Source organism: Kocuria sp. 2SI (assembly GCF_005502825.1).
Taxonomy (GTDB): domain Bacteria; phylum Actinomycetota; class Actinomycetes; order Actinomycetales; family Micrococcaceae; genus Kocuria; species Kocuria palustris.
This window is the reverse complement of sequence record NZ_SCNB01000001.1, coordinates 124,687-142,310: the sequence shown is the minus strand read 5'-3', so window position 1 is coordinate 142,310 and position 17,624 is coordinate 124,687. Positions and strand designations below refer to the sequence as shown.

The window sequence follows — 17,624 nt, the reverse complement described above, 5'->3', positions numbered from 1 at the left end:
CCGCGTGCCAGCATGGCCTCCATGAGCGCCTCCGATCCCGTCCTGACCGCCACCGGCCGCACCCTGGGCTGGGGCGTGATCTCCACCGGAGCCATCGCCCGCAAGGTCGTGCCGGACATCGCCGCCCTGGCCGATGCCCGCATGGTCGCCGTCTCCTCGCGCACCGCCGCTTCCGCAGAGGCCTTCGCTGCCGAGCACGGGATCGAACGGGCCTGTGGCGGTGTGGACGGCATGCAGCGGCTGCTCGCCGACCCGGAGGTCGACGTCGTCTACATCGCCACGCCCCACGGGCAGCATCACGAGCACCTGATGGCCTCGCTGGAGGCGGGCAAGCATGTGGTCTGCGAGAAGGCTTTCACCATGACTGCCGCACAGGCGCGGGAGGCGATCGAGCTGGCTCGGGAGCGCGGGCTGTTCCTCATGGAGGGGCTGTGGACGCGCTTCCTGCCGGTGCGCCGGCGGATCGCCAAGATCCTGGACTCCGGGGAGATCGGGCGTCCCCGCTGGGTGCAGGCGGACCTGGGCTTCCGCGGCCCCGATGACGACCAGCATCGCCTGTGGCGGGTCGACGCCGGCGGCGGCGCCCTGCTCGACATGGGCTGCTACGCCCTGCACTGGCCGTGGCTGGCCCTCGGGGAGCCGACCCGGCTGAGCGCCTCGGCGGTCTTCCGCGGCGACGTCGACGGGCTCACGCAGATCTCCCTGCAGACCGAGCACGGAGGCGCCCAGATGGCCGTCTCGCTGCTGTCCCAGGGTCCGCGCCGCGCGGTGATCTCCGGTGAGCAGGGCATGATCGAGATCGCCTCCCCCATGCACCGCCCGGCCTCGTTCACCGTGGTCGATCTCCAGGGCGGCCGAAGGGAGGAGAGCTTCGAGGTCCAGGGCGCGGGGTACTGCTACGAGATGCGCGAGGCCACCCGCTGCGTCCAGGAGGGCCTGCAGGAATCGCCCGTGATGCCGTGGGCCGACACCCTGCGGCAGATGGAGCTGCTGGATGAGATGCGCGCCCAGATCGGGCTGCGCTACCCGGGCCACGACTGCCCCGCCGCCTAGAATCTCCACCATGACCACTCAGACGCAGACCGCCCCGGATTCCGCCGCAGCTCGCGAGAGGCTGCGCGAGCTCATCGTCGAGCTCGCCGTCGTGCGCGGACGGGTCACCCTGGCCTCCGGCATGGAGGCCGACTACTACATCGATCTGCGCCGCGTGACCCTGCAGCACGAGGCCTCCCGTCTGGTGGGGCAGGTCATGCTGGAGCTGCTGGATGACGCCGGCATCGAGTTCGACGCCGCCGGGGGGCTGACCATGGGCGCCGACCCCGTCGGCTCGGCGATCATGCGTGCCGCCGGAGACGCCGGGCGTCCCATCGACACCTTCGTGGTGCGCAAGGCGCAGAAGTCCTACGGCATGGGGCGCCAGGTCGAGGGCCCCTCGGTCGAGGGCCGCCGCGTCGTCGTGGTGGAGGACACCTCCACCACGGGCGGCTCCGCGCTGACCGCGGTCGAGGCGCTGCAGCGCGCCGGGGCGGAGGTGGTCGCCGTCGCGATCATCGTGGACCGCGCCACCGGCGCCAAGGAGCGCATCGAGGAATCCGCCGGGGTGCCCTGCCTGTACGCCTTCGGCAAGGACGAGCTCGGGCTTGACTGAGCCGCCAGCGGAAGACGGGCCGCACCAGGTCGGCGTCGGCCCGTGGGAGGGCCCATGGCCGGACGGTGAGCACTGGGACCCCGAGCTGCTGCGCCACGGCGACCGCCGCAACGTGGTCGACGAGTTCCGCTACTGGCGGCTGGAGGCCATCGTGGCCGCCCTCGACGAGCGGCGCCACGGCTTCCACGTGGCGATCGAGAACTGGGGCCACGACTTCAACATCGGCTCGGTGGTGCGCACCGCGAATGCCTTCCTGGCCAGGGAGGTGCACATCATCGGGCGCCGCCGCTGGAACCGGCGCGGGGCCATGGTGACGGATCGCTACCAGCATCTGCGCCACCACCCCAGCACTGAGCAGTTCCTGGCCTGGGCCCGGCAGGAGGGGCTGCCGGTGATCGCGGTGGACAACGTGGCAGGCTCCGAGCCGCTCGAGCTCTTCGACCTGCCGCAGCGCTGCGTCCTGCTGTTCGGGCAGGAGGGCCCCGGCGTCTCGCCCGAGGTCCTGGAGGCGGCAGTGGCCACCGTGGCGATCGAGCAGTTCGGCTCGACCCGCTCGATCAATGCCGGTGCCGCGGCAGCCGTGACGATGCATGCGTGGATCCGACGGCATGTCCACGGGCAGATCCCCGCTGGAGAGAGCTGAGACCTGCCTCTCTAGAACTGCTATTGCACCTTTATAAGTGCGAATTCATCGTACCGGCGCGTAGCAACTCGTCATAGTCCGCTGCGACCAGCGCGAACAGGTGTGATCGCGGTCGTGTCCTGAAAATGAACGATCCGCATGATCGCAGGCATGACCTCCCTCTATGACAGTTCATCGTCCCTGGTTGGAGCGGAACCGAGATGCAGGTCACCGCGAAAAGACGGGAATGCTCCCGTCGTCCCGGCCCATTCTTGAGGGGCGCGACGACCATTCCCGCAGGAATGTCTGACAGCTCAGCGGACCGGGGAGTCCGTGAGGACCGGGGGGTCCGCAGGCATGTCATCTCGTCGGCGCACGATTTCCGGGGAGAGCCATGGCCACCGTGTCCGAAGTCCTTCACGACGTCTACAGCCGTCGACGCATCATCACCATCGCCGTCGCGGCACTGGCCACGCTGGCCGTTCCGCTGCTGCTGCCGAGCGTCCCCCAGGGGCAGCGCGGCATCGTCCTGGCCGCCGGCGTGGTCATCGGCCTGGTGACCGTGATGTCCATGCCCAGCACCAGGCTCAACTCCGCGATCGTGGGAGAGCACGAGAGCGCGGGCACCATGCGCCAGGGCGTGGCCCTGGTGCTCTACCTGTCGCCGCTGATCCTGCTGAACATCGTGTTCCCGCTGGTCTCGCCGACGATCTCCCAGCAGGAGTTCGCGGGCGTCTCGCTGACGCACATCATCCTGGCCAGCTCGATCACCACCCCCTGGCTCGCCCAGGCGGCCTGCATGCCGGCCTACCGCGGCATCGCCGAGATGATGGCCGAGAAGGACATGGACCGGATCGCACGGCGGTTCTGCCAGGGCTGGCTGCCCATGTTCGTGCAGTCCATGCCGCTGGTCGTCCTCTTCGCCGTGCCCCTGTGGCTGGCCACCGGGTGGAACCTGCAGGCCGTGGGGCTCTACGGAGTGCTGTGCCTCCTGCACCTGCTGTTCGTCCAGTCGCTCGTGATCGCCAACGTGGGCCAGAACCGCGGCCACTGGGCCGCCGCCTGGGCCGCCTACGCCCTGGCGCTGGCCGTGGCCCCCACCTGGGTGTGGCTGCCGCCGCTGGCCGCCGCCGCGACCCAGCTCTGGTTCATCCGCGGGAACCTGCGCCACATCGCGGCCGTGCAGCGCCTGGCGCACCAGGACGTCGCCAAGGACCTCGTGCGCGGCCTGCTGCTGGGCGCCGTGCTGTGGGCGGACAAGTTCGTGCTCTTCCTGAGCACCGACGGCGGCTTCCACGTGATCGTGGTCTTCATGGCCATGCTGCCCGCCGTGCTGGCCTACAACTTCTACTTCGTGAACCTGGCCCCGGCCGTGGACAAGTCCATCCAGGGCCTGCACACCGCGATCCAGGGCGAGTCCATGACCGAGCTCGTCTCGACCTCGGGACGCCTGTCCCGGGTGATCGACCGCTCGGTGCTGCGCACCGGCGCCCTGGGAATGGTCCTCACCCTGGCCTGCTCCCTGGTGCTGGGCTCGATCTTCCCCGAGCAGCTCATGCTCGCCGTCGTCGTCGCCCTGTCGTCCTGGTGCTTCCTGATGCTGACCATGCTCAGCTACGAGCTGGACTACATCGGCGAGCGGTTCGCCCCGCAGTCCCTGGGCGCCATCCACATCGCCGTGCTCGCGCTGTCCTTCGCGGCGCTGCCCGTGCTCAGCGCCTACGGAGTGGTCCTGCTGGCCGACCTGGTCCTGGTCACGATCGCCTGGGTCCTCTACAAGCGGCACTGGTCGCAGCCGGAGTACACGCTCTTCTGGCGCCACGCCGTCGCCTGGTGACCCCTCGGGTCGGCGCCGGGCTCTCGCGCGCCGACCCCCTGCAGGCCCCGCCTGCCGACGCCCCGTCGTCCGCCGTACCCCCAGACCCGCGCAGCATCGCCGCACAGGAGACTTCCGCATGAGCATCCTCGACCACCTCACCAGCGCCCTCGGGCGCCGTCGCCCGGATTTCGGCACGCCCTCGACCGACATGTCCATCCCGGCCGTCGCGGTCCGCAGCGGGGACTACCCCGAGGTCGACGTCGCGATCGTCATGGAGTCGACCTACCCCTATCTCAAGGGCGGCGTCTCCGCGGTAGTGCACGACATCGTGGTGGGCAACCCGGACATCGAGTTCGGCATCATCCACATCGCCTGGGACTCGAACTCCCCGCTGACGGATCTCTACGACGTCCCCTCGAACGTGAAGTGGGTCCGTCCGGTCTTCCTGGCCCTCGACGAGCACCGCCACGACTTCTCCTCGGTGCGCCCCGAGGCCCTGGGCATGAGCCCGAGCGAGCGCCGCCGTCTCGTGGAGCGGCTCTTCGACGCCCTGGAGGCCCTGTCCGAGCGCCGCGAGGACGGCCCCCTGTGGGAGCTGCTCGAGGAGGGCATGCTCGAGTCCACCCGCACGTACCCGCTGTGGGCGCTGCTGGGCACCCGCGAGTTCATGGAGGGCGTCTCCCGCCGCCTGCCGGGGCTCGGGATGTCCCTGTCGGACGCGTTCTGGCTGCTGCGCAACTACTTCTCGCTGGCGCATGCGGTGCTGGGCGAGACCATGCCGCGGGCTCGCGTCTACCACGCGCACACGACCGGCTATGCCTCGCTCATGGCCGCCGGCGCGGCGCGCGAGCACGGCACGTCCTTCCTGCTCACCGAGCACAACCTGTACGTCCGCGACACCGTGAACACCCTGCTGGGGCGCAACATGGCCCTGCCGATCGCCTCCGGGGACTACCGCACCTTCGACGTCTCCGCCGAGGAGCGGGCCTGGATGGCCTGGTGGATCGAGATGGGCCACTTCTGCTATCCGTCGGCCAAGGTGGTCACCTACCTCTATCCGTCGGCGATCGCCGAGGCAGCCTCGCTGGGCTCGGACATCGACAAGGCGGTCGTGCTGCCCAACGGCATGGTCATCGACGAGTTCGAGCGCCCGTACATGGCCCGGGCCGAGGCCATGCAGTCCATGCTCGCGGATCCGTCCAGCCACACCTGGAACCTCGTCTACATCGCCCGCCTGGTGCCCATCAAGGGCCTGCTCGACCTGCTGGACTCCATGTCCATGCTGCGCGAGTCCGGGCACGGCAACGTGCACCTGCACGTGCTGGGCCCCACTGAGCACGATCCGGGCTATCGCGACATGTGCCTGCAGAAGATCAAGGCCCTGGACCTCGAGGACATGGTCACGATCTACGGCACGGTCAACGTGCGCGAGATGCTGCACGAGTTCGACCTGCTGGTCCTGCCGTCCTACAACGAGGGCCAGCCGATCGTGGTCCTGGAGGCCATGGCCGCCGGCATCCCCACCGTGGGCACCAACGTGGGCGGCATGCAGCAGCTGATCTGGGACGACCTCAAGGGCGCCGACGATCAGGTCTACGGCCCCTGCGGTCAGCTCGTGGAGGCCGGCGACACCCGCATGATGGCCGACGGCATCCGCGCGGTGATCAGCGATCCCGAGCGCTATCGCGCCTACAGCCAGACCGCTCGCGACCGCGTGCAGAACTTCTTCCAGCTGCACGAGGTCATGGCCTCCTACAACCAGCTCTACCGGATGCTCGGCGGGATCCCCGGCCGCGTGCCGGCCTCGCTGTACCTCGAGGACTACGAGCTGCTCGACCCGGTGGACGGCCCGCTGGCCGCTGCGGCCCAGCAGGCCGACGAGTCCGCGGTCTCGCAGCTGGACACCGTGTTCGACCTCGCGGCGATCCGCGAGTCCGGGCACCGCCGGTGAGCGGTGCCGGGGCCTGGATCCGCTACGGCGAGCCCCTGCGCCCGGAGGAGCTCGACTTCGCAGCCGAGCACTACCGGGCAGCGATCCTGCAGCCCTGGGAGCTCGAGGCGGCGGCGCAGCTCAAGCGCCGCCGCCCGGAGATGACGGTCATCTGCTACAAGTGCCTGTCCTCCACGCGCTCCTACGAGCCCGGGCCCGTCTACTCCTCGGGCGTCTCCCACGCGGAGGCCGAGGGCGCCGGCGGCGACTGGTTCGCCCGGCGCCCGGACGGATCTCGGATCGAGTGGCAGCGCTATCCGGGGCACTGGCAGATGGCCGTGTGGGATCCGCGGTATCGGCAGCGATGGGTCCGAAATGTCGTGGCCGAGCTCGAGGGCTCCCCGTTCGACGGCGTCATGGCCGACAACGACGTCTACGACGACTACTACGGCCTGGACGTGCCCCTTCAGGGGATCGAGTCCATGGCGCAGATCCGCGAGGCCCTGGGCGAGCTCGTGGCCGCGGCCGGGGCGGGGCTGCAGGACCACGGCAAGGTGCTGATCCCCAACATCGCCGAGTCCCGGCGCACACCGGGGCGCTGGCAGGAGCACGCGCGCTGGGGCGGCGGGTTCGAGGAGGTCTGGCTGGGCTACAGCCCCACCGACCTGTTCGACCCCGTCACCGCCGAGGCACAGCTGCCCCAGGCTGCCGGGCCTGGGCTGTCGATCCTGCGGGTTCCCACGGACGGCACCGACACCCACCCGAACTTCCTGTACGGCCTGGCGGCCTTCTGGATCTTCGGCGAGGGCCGCGGTGCCTACTCGGCCACCGGCCACGACGACTACTCCAAGCTCCAGCACGTCCCCGAGCTCGACATGGACCTGGGTGCCCCCCTCGAGGAGCCGCAGGGGGATCGGCACGTCTGGCAGCGGCGGTTCGCGCACGGCTTCGCCGCCGTGAACCTGAACCAGGACGGACGACGCCGGCGGCGGATCGATCTGCCTCCTGGGCTCGTCGACGGGCAGGGTCGGACCGTGGGCGGCTCGATCGTGCTGGAGCCGCATCGCGGCGTCGTGCTGCGTGTGGACCCGGCCGCGACCGGCAACTGAGGCCACCGGGTGCAGGAGCCTGCCGCCGCGAGAGCGCACGGCCTAGACTGGAGGGAGCACGTACCGGGCCGCGCAGCTCAGCGTCCGTCCGGAGATCCTCCAGAGGAAGAAGGAGCCAGGCATGCCCATCGCCACACCTGACGTCTACGGCCAGATGCTCGACACCGCCAAGGAGAAGGGCTTCGCGTACCCCGCGATCAACGTCACCTCCTCCCAGACCCTGAACGCCGCCATCCGCGGCTTCGCGGAGGCCGGCTCGGACGGCATCGTCCAGGTCTCCACCGGCGGCGCCGCCTACTGGTCCGGCTCCTCCAAGAAGGACATGGTCGTGGGCTCGCTGGCCTTCGCCGCCTTCGCCCGCGAGGTCGCCAAGCAGTACGACGTCAACATCGCCCTGCACACCGACCACTGCCCGCAGGACAAGCTCGAGGGCTTCGTGCTGCCGCTGCTGGAGGAGTCGGAGAAGGCCGTCGCCCGCGGCGAGGACCCCATCTTCCAGTCGCACATGTGGGACGGCTCCGCGATCGACCTGGACGAGAACCTGCGCATCGGCGCGGACCTGATCGAGCGCACCGGCAAGGCGCACATCGTCCTGGAGGTCGAGATCGGCGCCGTCGGCGGCGAGGAGGACGGTGTCGTTGGCGAGATCAACGACACCCTCTACACCACCTCCGACGACGCCATCAAGACCGTCGAGGCCCTGGGCCTGGGCGAGAAGGGCCGCTACATCACGGCGCTGACCTTCGGCAACGTGCACGGCGTCTACAAGCCGGGCAACGTGAAGCTGCGTCCCGAGCTGCTCAAGCAGATCCAGGACGAGGTCGGCCAGAAGTACGGCAAGGACCGCCCGTTCGACCTGGTGTTCCACGGCGGCTCCGGCTCCTCCGAGCAGGAGATCGCGGATGCCGTGTCCTACGGCGTCGTCAAGATGAACGTCGACACCGACACCCAGTACGCCTTCACCCGCCCGGTCGCCGGTCACATGCTCGCCAACTACGACGGCGTGCTGAAGGTCGACGGCGAGGTCGGCAACAAGAAGCTCTACGATCCCCGCGTCTGGGGCGCCAAGGCCGAGGATGGCATGGCCGCCCGCGTGGTCCAGGCCTGCGAGAACCTGGGCTCCGCCGGTACCAGCGTCAAGTGATCTTCTGCTGATCATCGCCGACGCGCTGCGCTGACCGCGCAATCGTCGTCGGCTCCACGGGCCGCTCTCCCCGCCGCAGGGGAGGGTGGCCCCGTCGTCGTGCCCGGACCGCTGCGGGCTCGCCCTCGGACCCTCGTGCCTGCGTTGCAGCCTGTGGACACATCTGAGACGGCCAGTGCGTCAGATGTGCTTCAGCGTGTTCCCAGGTGTGACGCGGGGCATTAGTCTGTGGGCAGCATCCGGGCACTGCCCCTTGTGGGGCTCATCTCGAGCGCACCACCAGCTGACCGAACGCGCGTCGAGACCGACGCCTTCCGCGCCCTCCGACCGGAGACCGCACCAACGCTCGACTCCGCCTTCGAGACCGGTCCGTGAGCCCCGCTTGCAGGCCCTGCCCCTCGAGGCGAGGCGACTTGAAACACCAGGGGAGTCCCTTGTCCACCACCGCCACCGCGTCTGCCCCCGCGCAGACCGAGAAGAAAAAGGGCGGAGCGCGCGTCCGCGTGCAGAAGTTCGGCACCTTCCTCTCCTCCATGATCATGCCGAACATCGGCGCCTTCATCGCCTGGGGCATCATCACCGCTCTGTTCATCCCGGCCGGCTTCACGCCGAACGAGAAGATCGGCTCCATGGTCGGGCCCATGGTCACGTACCTGCTGCCCCTGCTGATCGCCTACACGGGCGGCAAGCTCGTGGCGGATGTCCGCGGCGGCGTCGTGGGCGCAGTGGGCACCATGGGTGTCATCCTGGCGACCTCGTCGAGGAATTGAAAGTGCACCCCGATTGGTTGAGACGAGTCTAGCTGTCTACTTCGAGACGACCTAGGTGGTCTTACCCGTCAACAACCAACATCCCGGGGTCATGCCGGATACGAACCGAACCTTCGCGGCGGCTAGACGCAGCTCTGAAGGCCGGTTCCGACCTGCTGGCGCCTTGAAGTCGGATGCACGATCCTTCCCTGACACGGTAGGGAGCGGCAACTGGTGGATGGTTCCTCGGCGGTCCTGCGCCGCGACAGCGGCAGGCCGACGGTGTTGTTGCCGTGACAGCCCGGTCTGTTGATAGCTGCCGACGGACGAGGGACGCGCCGTAGCAGCCAGTAAGCCGCGCTGCTCCTCCGCCCCGGATAGACTGTCTAAAAACGGTCCTACATTGTCTCGGATGGAGGGGACGATGAGCAGGAGTGATGACGCCGACGAATCGGTGCGCCCAGCCCCTAGCGTCATGCAGCACGCGATTCGGCTCCTTGTGCTCCTAGATGGATGCGGGGAATCCGTTGTGCAGGGAGACCCCAAAGGGTGTGTCGCCGTCATTCGCGCTGAGCTACGCCTGCAAGCGCTCGATTTCTGGCTCCGAAACCCCGACTACCTCGCCGGGGAGCTCCTCACGATGGTCGAGGCAGGGGCGCTGGATACCGCTGAGTACTTGCAAGTCGTCGAGGGTCTGCTCAATAACTCCGAACCCGACCTGCATTGGTACCCGATGCCCCGTTGGCATCACGGCGCCTACGAGACCATAGACGACGCCTTCTCTGTACTCTCCGCCTATGGGCTCGCAAAGGTCACCCGCAAAGGCGGCATCAAGAAGACAGCCCGCAGCCAATTCTTCCTGACCGAGGCTGGCCGGAAGGCAGTCGAAGACCTGCGCACCGAGAAGGTCTTGTCCTGGTACACCGACCAAGTCGAGCTCGTCGCACTCGTCGCCGGGACCGACATCGGCAGCAAGCTGAAAAAGCGTCAGTACAAACAGGCCGAGTACGCCCGCACTAAGCTTGGCACGAATATCGCACCTATCCACGACGGCGTCCGTGAACGGCTGGCTGCGGTTCAGACCATGGCGGCTGGCGTGGCCGGAGAAGGAGCGTCATGACCATCCTTGGTGAAGCGGTCCGCGCCGAACTCGAGCGCCGCGGAGTGGAGATCGACCTGGCCCAGGTCGAGAAGATCCTGCTTGACGCGGACGTCTCTTCGACCGCATCCCGCGGCGTCCCCGCACGACTGCGGGTCAAGCGACTTCACGTGAGCGGTAACAAGCAGTACTCCGAAACGCCCGGAAGAGAGACCGCGACGGCTGCAATGAAGACCGCGCCTATCGACCTGAACTGGACGCCCGGGGCCGGGGTCAACGGTGTCGGGTCCGAAGCAAACCTTCGCGGGAAGTCCTCAGTCCTGCACCTGACCATGTGGGCGCTCACCGGTCGTAGCCACCTGCAAGCCGACGTCATCTCCTGGGTCGACCACGTCAACGCCGAGTTCGAGGTCGACGGCGTCCCGCTTTACGTAGAATTCGACGTCAACAACGGCATGCCGGCCGGGAAGGTCGAACAGAAGGTCACCTCGGGTAGCCGGACCGTCCTTGGTGCATTCTCCGGACACGCCGAATTCGAGTCAGTCATGGGCTCGGTCATGCTCGAGCGGCTCCGCCTCGATGCTATCTCGGTGTTCTCCAAGGGTGTCGAGACCGAGCACACCTGGCCCTCCTACGCGGCGGCGCTCACGGTGCACGCCGACAAGCTCGACCCGATCATCGGCAACGAGAACACCCTCAAGACCCGCATCCTTCAGATGTTCGTCGGGACGAGCTGGGCCACGGTCGACGCACAGGTCGCGACCGCATTGAACTCCCTTACCTATGCGGACGAGGAGAGCAAGGCCCAGCGGAAAGCCGCGGCGTCGGTCACCGCGACCGCGCTCGAGCTGGCCGAGGATCGGGTAGCAAGGGCCCAGGAGTTGTACGACGAGTTTGACACGACCGAACCAGACGTCGACGCCGTGTTCGCGCTCGCCTCGACCGCTTCTGAGCGTGCTCGCGAGGCCCAAGATCTTTCGCTAAAGCTAATGACTGCCCGGAGCTCGGACGCTGAGGTGCGCTCCCACCTGCGTGCCGAAGAGATGCGTCAGCAAGCGGCTGCCGAAGATGCGGTCGCCCGGCGCATGTTCAACGGGATGACACCATCGGTATGCCCTCGCTGCTCAACGAAGGTAACCCTTGAGCGGTACGCCGCCGAGGCAACCGATCACGAGTGTTCCCTGTGCCTGCACGAGTTCGACCTTGATGAGGAAATCGCCATCAAGGTCGACGGCCCGGACGGTGACGGCGGTGAAGAGCGCGAGGGCGAGGTCGATGACGAGGAGCTTGTTGAGGAGAATGTCGACCCGCTTCAGGCACTGCGCGAAGCCGTCGCCGACTCCGAAGCCGGCGTGACAGCCTTGCAGCAGATGCACCAACAGGCCGAGGCCAAGCGCGTCGAGGCAGAGGGTGCGGCCGTGGAAGGCCGCGAGAAGCTCGACGCCGCTCGTGCCCGACTCCAAGCAGAGTTCGAGCTGGCGCGCGCTCAGAGCGCGCTCGAGACGCTTCAGAACGCGACCACCCAGCAGCCCATCGACGCCGCCGACGATGCCGAGCTGATCGTACTGCGTGCCGCATCCGAATTAACCAAGAAGTGGGTTAGGGACGACCAAGGTCCGCTTCTGGAGTCCGTCTCGGAAGCCATTGCTGTCCTCGCCCGCCGGTTCGGGTCAACGAACATCACGGGCGTGAAACTCAAAGGCAACGGCAACATGGACATCGTCAAGGGCGGTGCTAACGCTACCTACAGTGGCCTGACCAACGGAGAGAAGCTGCGGATCAAGCTCGCGGCGGTAATCGCCTTGATCGAGCTGGGCCACCGTGACGGCGTCGGGCGGCACCCCGGTCTGCTATTTGTCGATTCGCCGGCAGCCGAGGAGATTCCTGAGGCGGACCTAAAGATCATGCTGGAAGCCATGACCGCAGTGGCGGAGGAGACCGACCTGCAGATCGTGGTCGCCACCACCCACGGATCCATGCTCATCGAAGTCCTCCCGAAGCCCAACCTGCTGGTCGCCACCGGAACGGACTTCGTCTGGTGACCAAGTGATTGCGTCCAGCCACGCGGCGCGTACGACCAACTGAAGACCGATTAGAACAGTCCTCAATCCCCAAGGCCCACAAGGAGGTGCAATGACGGATCAGCTCGATCGCGACGCCGTCGTCGCCTCGCTCCGACAAGCCTTCGTCGGCACGGAACCCGCAGCGGACCTGCTCGAGTCCCTCGGAGGCTGGGCAGCCATCGAGGCCGCAGCACCCCTGCTTGTCGATGACCCACTTCTCGGACCGGTCGCCACGCTCGTGGCCCGGGACGCCGGGCGTGCAGCAGGCGACGGCTCCGAAATCGGCGTGCTCATGCCGGCGCTGTCTGCTGTCGCCGCAGCGGTTTTGGAGACCACCGACCCGGGCACATTTGCGTGGGGCGTAGATCTTCTGTGCTCCAACGCAGTCTTCGCTGACCTCGCCGGAGACGGGGTCGCAGCCAAGTGCCTTCGGCTCGCGGCACCGCCGACCACAGTCCAAGACGGACTCGCGGAGGCGTCCGTCGTCCGTCGCGCAACTGCGCTCGAGGCTCTCGTCCGGCTCGCCGTGAGCGGCCACGGGTCAAAGAACAAGCTGCTGGGACTCCTGGAGGACATACCCGAGCCTCAACCGCGCCGCTACGCCCAGGCTGTGGTCCGCACGGTCACGACCGCGTTCGACCACTGGACACTCGACGACGAAGTTGCCGGAGTCATCGACATCCTGACAGGCGTCGCTGCACCGAAGTACTCGACCTCCGTCGACGGCAGCGTGCTGGTCCGTAACGAGATCTACCGCCACGAGGTGGCGCCCGACGCCGCATGGGCCTTGGCCAACATCTCCGTCTCGAAGGCCCTCAACCTCACCACTGCCTCCGACATCTGCACCGAGCTCGACAACGCCCTGGAACATCTCGCAGCAGTCGTCGTCGCCGACGATCGGCAGGACGCCGAACTACTCCAAGCAGCCCTTCGCTTGTTGCGGAACCTCCTGACGTCGCTCCCCAACGGGCCAGGCCCGAAGGACGCCGACACTTGGGCGGCCGACCTTGACACGGCACGTGTCATCGCCGCGCGAGCAGACGAGTTCGCTCTCGACACCCACGGACTGAACCACTGGAGCGGGGACCGCAAGTCGACTGTTCTGCAGGGGTGGAGCCGCTTCGCGAACGACCTCGCACATCTCGGTGATGCGCTCACTCGAGACAGTCTGTACGAGGCCTCGGTGGTGCTTGACGACCTCGGTGAGATTTACGCGGCCTCCCGAACTTACGAGCTCACGCTCGGAGGGGCGAGAGACGAAAGCGTTGTCGCGGTGCTTCGTCCAGCGGTAGCCAGCGGATTCGCAGCCCGTGCCGGGCTCTTGCGGAACCTGGTCGACCACACCGAAGCGCTTCGGGCACGTCTCGCGGAAGCCGAGGACGACGAAGAACTTCGCATCCGTGTGACGACCGCCGAAAAGATCCTAGATTGCGCACGGGCAAGCCTTACGGCCGCGCTGGAGCCGCTGGGAAAACCGGATAAGCAGGCGGCGGATTTACCGCCCCTGCTAGCCGACCTTCTCGGATCTGCCCCGAAGGCCGCCGAGGCGCTAGCAAGCGTCCCGCAGGACGAGCTAATCCGCATCTCCGCCGACCTCGCGGACCGCGAGGCCAGCACAGACCTGGATCCTGATCTGATAGTCACAGCAATACGGAAAGAGATGCTCGCGGCCCTGTCGGCGAGCGCAGACTTCAAAGAGGACGTGGTCTCCGCGGTCACCACCGTGCTCGACCAGCTCATCAAGTTCGTCCGTCAGCGACTTAACTCTCAGGAGTCGTGGAAATCCTACCTCTTTGACCGGGACGCGGACGAACACGACCTCCACAAGGACCTGTACGACTGGCTCCGTCAGGGCCAGCTCGGCAGCTTCACGAACGTTGAGGTCCAGGAGGTCGGTTCCGGCCGGGTCGACATCCAAATCCAGTTCTCGGGCTTCCACCTGTACCTGGAATTAAAGGCGGACCACACGGCCATCCCCGTGAACGGCAAGGCCGCCTACATCAAGCAGACCGTGGCCTACGAGGCCTCCGACGTCCGCATCGGATTCCTGGTTGTGCTGAGGCTTACCCCGCCGAAAGACAAGTCCCCCTCGAACCACCTGACTGAGTACGTCTCCCACACGACCGTCATGATGGGCGACAGCCCCATCGAACGGCACGTGGTGATGCTAGAGATTCCTGGCAACCGCACCAAACCCTCGGCAGTGCGCTGACCTCGATGGGAGGACCCTCGGACTCGCCTCGGGTGCACCGGCCATTACAGATGCACAAGGACAACATACCCAAACGAGCAGCGCTCCAGGCTTCGAAGAGGCAGCCACCAAGCACCGTGTCATTCTGGCCGTATGACACTCGTTGCCCCATCGGGCGGGCGCCTGAACACCGACGCCAACGGGGTGTGGTTGTCATCTCGGGAGCCTCCTCGCCGGTGTTCATCGGCGACGCCCCCGCCTCGCCCATGTTCCTGGGCGCCATGATCATGGGCCCGCTGTCGGCCTGGGTCATCAAGAAGTGGGATCAGTGGGCCGTGCCCCGCATCCCCGCCGGCTTCGAGATGCTGGTCAACAACTTCTCCGCGGGCATCATCTGCGCGATCATGGCGATCGCCTCCATGTTCCTGCTGGCCCCGATCATGCTGCTCCTCATGGCGGGCGCCGGTGCGGCCGTCGAGTTCCTGATCGACAGCTCGCTGCTGCCCCTGGCCTCGCTGCTGATCGAGCCGGCCAAGATCCTGTTCCTGAACAACGCGATCAACCACGGCATCCTGACCCCGCTGGGCACGCAGCAGTCCCTCGAGCAGGGCTACTCGATCCTCTACCTGCTGGAGGCCAACCCCGGCCCCGGCCTGGGCGTGCTGATCGGCTACATGATCTTCGGCAAGGGCATGGCGCGGGGCTCCGCACCGGCCGCGGCCATCATCCACACCTTCGGCGGCATCCACGAGATCTACTTCCCGTACGTGCTCATGAAGCCGCAGCTGCTCATCGCGACCATCCTGGGCGGCATGTCCGGTGTGCTCGTGGAGCTGCTCTTCGACGCGGGTCTGCGCTCACCGGCTGCCCCGGGCTCGATCATCTTCCTCATCAGCAACGCCCCGCCCGCCCAAATGCTCGGCGTGATCCTGGGCTTCCTGGCCGCCACCGTGGTCTCCGCCGCGATCTCCTGCGCCATCCTGCGCATGTCCAAGAGCGACGAGGGCGACCTGGCCAAGGCGGCCGCCGACATGGAGGCCATGAAGGGCAAGAAGTCCTCCGTGGGCGGCATGTTCGCAGCCGGCGGCGCCGCCGGCGCTGCAGGTGCTTCCGCCGGCTCGATCCCCGAGATCAAGGCCATCGTCTTCGCCTGCGACGCCGGCATGGGCTCCTCCGCCATGGGCGCCTCGGTCCTGCGCAGCAAGATCAAGGACGCCGGCTTCGGCGGCGACGTCACCGTGGTCAACAAGGCCATCAACTCGCTCACGGACGAGTACGACCTGCTCGTCTCGCACGAGGACCTGGCCGATCGCGCGGCAACCCCCACGCCCTCGGTGCATCACGTCACGGTGGACAACTTCATGCAGTCCCCGCGCTACGACGAGATCGTCGAGCTCATCCGCGAGCAGCGTCAGGGCGGCTCGACCGGCTCCGCTGAGATCCCGGCCGAGCAGGGCACCTCGGGCAGCACCGCCGCAGCTGGTGCGGGAGCAGGCGCCGCAGCCGGCACCGCGACCGCCGTCGCCGCTCCGGCCGGATCGCAGACCGATCCCACGCCGGCCTCCGAGGCCGCCGAGCACCAAGACGACCAGAAGGTGCTCACGCCCCAGACCATCCGTCTGGACGGCCGGGCCGCCTCGCGCGATGAGGCCATCGACCAGGCCGGAGCCCTCCTGGTCGAGGTCGGCGCCGTCGAGCAGTCCTACGTGACGGCCATGCACGAGCGCGAGCAGTCCGTGTCCACGTTCATGGGCAACGGCCTGGCGATCCCGCACGGCACGAACGAGGCGAAGGAGGCCATCCGCACGTCGGCCATGTCCTTCATCCGCTACGACGAGCCGGTGGACTGGAACGGCAAGGAGACCCGGTTCGTGATCGGCATCGCCGGTGCGGACGGCGGCCACATGGCCCTGCTGTCCAAGATCGCCAAGATCTTCTCCAAGAAGGAGACCGTCGCCCAGCTCGAGGCGGCGCAGACTCCGGAGGAGATCCTCGACATCTTCGGAAAGGTGAACTCATGAAGGCACTGCACTTCGGCGCAGGCAACATCGGACGCGGCTTCGTCGGGGTCCTGCTCCACGAGGCCGGATACGAGCTGGTCTTCGCGGACGTCGCCGACGCTCTGATCGGGCAGATCAACGACCAGGACTCGTACGTGGTCCACGAGGTCGGCGAGGGCGCCCGCGATCACGAGGTCACCGGCTTCTCCGGGGTGAACTCGGCCTCCGACCTGGACGGGCTGCGCGAGCAGATCGTCTCGGCGGACATGATCACCACCGCCGTGGGACCGCGCGTCCTGCAGATCATCGGGCCCACCATCGCCGAGGGCCTGCGCGCCCGCGCCGAGGCCGGGGTCGAGGGCCGCGTGGCGGTCATGGCCTGCGAGAACGCGATCAACGCGACCGACGGGCTGGCGGAGGCCATCCGCGCCGCGTACCCGGAGGCCGATCAGGTCGCGATCTTCGCGAACACCGCGGTGGACCGGATCGTGCCGGATCAGGCGCCGGGCCAGGGCCTGGACGTCACCGTGGAGACCTACCACGAGTGGGCCGTCGAGTCCGGTCCCTTCCAGGGCCAGACCCCGGACGTCCCGGGCATCACCTGGGTCGAGGACCTCGAGCCGTACATCACGCGCAAGCTGTTCACGGTCAACACCGGGCACGCGGCCACCGCGTACTTCGGTCGCCAGGCGGGGATCACCAAGATCTCCGACGTCCTGGCCGATGCCCAGGTCCGCTCCCAGGTCGAGGCCGTGCTGGCCGAGACCAAGGAGCTGCTCGTGGCCAAGTTCGGTTTCGCGCCGGAGGTCCAGCAGGCCTACGTCGAGAAGATCATCACGCGCTTCACGAACCCGCACCTGCCGGACACCGTCGAGCGCGTGGGCCGTGCCCCGCTGCGCAAGATCTCGCGCACGGAGCGCTTCGTCGGCCCGGCCGCCGAGCTCGCCGAGCGCGGTCTGAGCGCCGACGCCCTGGTGGCCGCCGTCGCCGCGGCCCTGGCCTTCGACGTCCCGGAGGACCCGGAGTCCGCCGAGCTGCAGGCCCGCCTGGCCGCCGCGCGCGGGGATCGTCAGGCCACCGATGCGCTGGTCACCGACCTGACCGGCATCGCCGACGAGCACCCGCTGTTCCCGGCGCTGTCCGAGGTCTTCGCTGCGGCCTGATCAGCGCGGCCTCGTCGGCCCCCGCTCCTGCCCCGTCGGGGGGCGGGGGCGGGGGCCGTCGTCGTCACCGCAGCGCGACGGGAGCGC

General features: G+C 67.8%; 12 protein-coding genes and 1 pseudogene. All 13 read left to right on the top strand.

All coding sequences use genetic code 11. From position 1 onward, the window contains the following. The first annotated feature begins 21 nt into the window (after positions 1 to 21). The 13 genes and pseudogenes from FFS25_RS00575 (at position 22) to FFS25_RS00515 (ending at position 17,537) form a co-directional block, all read left to right on the top strand. Positions 22 to 1,053 carry a Gfo/Idh/MocA family protein gene (locus FFS25_RS00575; protein ID WP_249933704.1) on the top strand — a complete coding sequence of 344 codons (1,032 nt, stop codon included), beginning with the start codon at positions 22 to 24 and terminating at the stop codon, positions 1,051 to 1,053. A 10-nt stretch (positions 1,054 to 1,063) separates the two neighbouring features. Then, entirely contained in the window at positions 1,064 to 1,648 is a 585-nt protein-coding gene (gene pyrE, locus FFS25_RS00570) for an orotate phosphoribosyltransferase (protein ID WP_006214140.1), read from the top strand. Beyond that, positions 1,641 to 2,291, top strand: coding sequence for a TrmH family RNA methyltransferase (locus FFS25_RS00565; RefSeq protein WP_137801533.1), 651 nt, complete (start codon positions 1,641 to 1,643; stop codon positions 2,289 to 2,291). The genes pyrE and FFS25_RS00565 overlap by 8 nt, the downstream gene beginning before the upstream one ends. Before the next feature lie 373 nt (positions 2,292 to 2,664). Next, positions 2,665 to 4,107, top strand: coding sequence for a hypothetical protein (locus tag FFS25_RS00560; RefSeq protein ID WP_137801532.1), 1,443 nt, complete (start codon positions 2,665 to 2,667; stop codon positions 4,105 to 4,107). Between the two features lie 118 nt (positions 4,108 to 4,225). Then, positions 4,226 to 6,040, top strand: a complete 1,815-nt coding sequence (gene pelF, locus FFS25_RS00555; protein WP_137801531.1) for a GT4 family glycosyltransferase PelF — start codon at positions 4,226 to 4,228, stop codon at positions 6,038 to 6,040. Beyond that, positions 6,037 to 7,128, top strand: coding sequence for a putative glycoside hydrolase (locus FFS25_RS00550; protein WP_137801530.1), 1,092 nt, complete (start codon positions 6,037 to 6,039; stop codon positions 7,126 to 7,128). Before pelF ends, FFS25_RS00550 begins: the two co-directional genes overlap by 4 nt. Before the next feature lie 121 nt (positions 7,129 to 7,249). Next, positions 7,250 to 8,272 (top strand): class II fructose-bisphosphate aldolase, encoded by a 1,023-nt coding sequence (gene fbaA / locus FFS25_RS00545; RefSeq protein ID WP_137801529.1) that lies wholly within the window; start codon positions 7,250 to 7,252, stop codon positions 8,270 to 8,272. A gap of 434 nt (positions 8,273 to 8,706) precedes the next feature. Then, positions 8,707 to 9,027 (top strand): annotated as a pseudogene (locus FFS25_RS00540) (PTS transporter subunit EIIC); the annotation flags it as partial. A 406-nt stretch (positions 9,028 to 9,433) separates the two neighbouring features. Next, positions 9,434 to 10,141 carry a hypothetical protein gene (locus tag FFS25_RS00535; protein WP_137801528.1) on the top strand — a complete coding sequence of 236 codons (708 nt, stop codon included), beginning with the start codon at positions 9,434 to 9,436 and terminating at the stop codon, positions 10,139 to 10,141. Next, complete coding sequence (locus FFS25_RS00530) at positions 10,138 to 12,162, top strand: hypothetical protein (RefSeq protein ID WP_137801527.1); 2,025 nt, start codon at positions 10,138 to 10,140, stop codon at positions 12,160 to 12,162. The genes FFS25_RS00535 and FFS25_RS00530 overlap by 4 nt, the downstream gene beginning before the upstream one ends. A 91-nt stretch (positions 12,163 to 12,253) precedes the next feature. Further along, the gene (locus FFS25_RS00525) at positions 12,254 to 14,395 is read left to right on the top strand and encodes a hypothetical protein (protein WP_137801526.1); all 2,142 of its coding nucleotides are present in this window, start codon (positions 12,254 to 12,256) and stop codon (positions 14,393 to 14,395) included. 185 nt (positions 14,396 to 14,580) lie between these two features. Further along, a complete protein-coding gene (locus FFS25_RS00520; protein WP_249933703.1) occupies positions 14,581 to 16,395 on the top strand; it encodes a PTS sugar transporter subunit IIA in 1,815 nt (604 codons plus the stop codon). Further along, positions 16,392 to 17,537 carry a mannitol-1-phosphate 5-dehydrogenase gene (locus FFS25_RS00515; RefSeq protein ID WP_137801525.1) on the top strand — a complete coding sequence of 382 codons (1,146 nt, stop codon included), beginning with the start codon at positions 16,392 to 16,394 and terminating at the stop codon, positions 17,535 to 17,537. Before FFS25_RS00520 ends, FFS25_RS00515 begins: the two co-directional genes overlap by 4 nt. Positions 17,538 to 17,624: the final 87 nt, after the last annotated feature.